At 33.4% G+C, this 599-nt stretch carries 1 protein-coding gene; it reads right to left on the bottom strand.

The window, feature by feature from the left end:
* Positions 1-78 precede the first annotated feature (78 nt).
* Positions 79-599: C40 family peptidase (locus V7149_RS24155; protein ID WP_335348116.1), on the bottom strand; the 521-nt coding region annotated here is incomplete at its 5' end.

Genomic DNA, 599 nt, shown 5'->3' with positions numbered 1-599 from the left:
TTTCGCAAACGAATGCTTCCTGTATTTTTTCTAAATGTACACAAGTGATCCTATCCTACGTATTTTAGTTTTTTTCTATTAATACACGCGCTTAGCATACATATAGTGGCTGTTATAATAATCGGATAACAGAACTCTCGAGCTAATTCCATCTGAGCTTGGCACAATTATACGGTGTTCACCTGCATAAATGGCTACCCTAGACGGTGTGCTAGAACCTACTGTACTATTAAAGAAAATTAGATCACCTTTTTTTAAGTTTGAGCGCGATACTTTTGTACCTAATTTTGATAAGTCTCTTACTGAAGTTTTTCCTAAGCTAACACCATTTAATTTGTAAATATAGTTAACGTAGCCCGCTCCAGTAAATTTCATGGATCTTTCATCATTAACACTGCCCATTTTTACATTATCCATAAGATCATAAGCATCTTCAATAATGTTATCTGATTTAGTTGGCGGGTTAGATGGCATTAAAGACGGCAGGACTCTACGTGCAGTCATATAATTATTTTTATAGTAGGAAGTACTATCTAAATCGGAAATAGTGATGTTTAATTTTGTATTTGCCATATGAATTATTTTATTATCTCCAATAT

Origin of the sequence: Bacillus sp. JJ1503, assembly GCF_036965125.1 — a bacterium.
GTDB lineage: Bacteria > Bacillota > Bacilli > Bacillales > Cytobacillaceae > Cytobacillus.
This window is presented reverse-complemented; position numbering and strand designations above follow the sequence as displayed.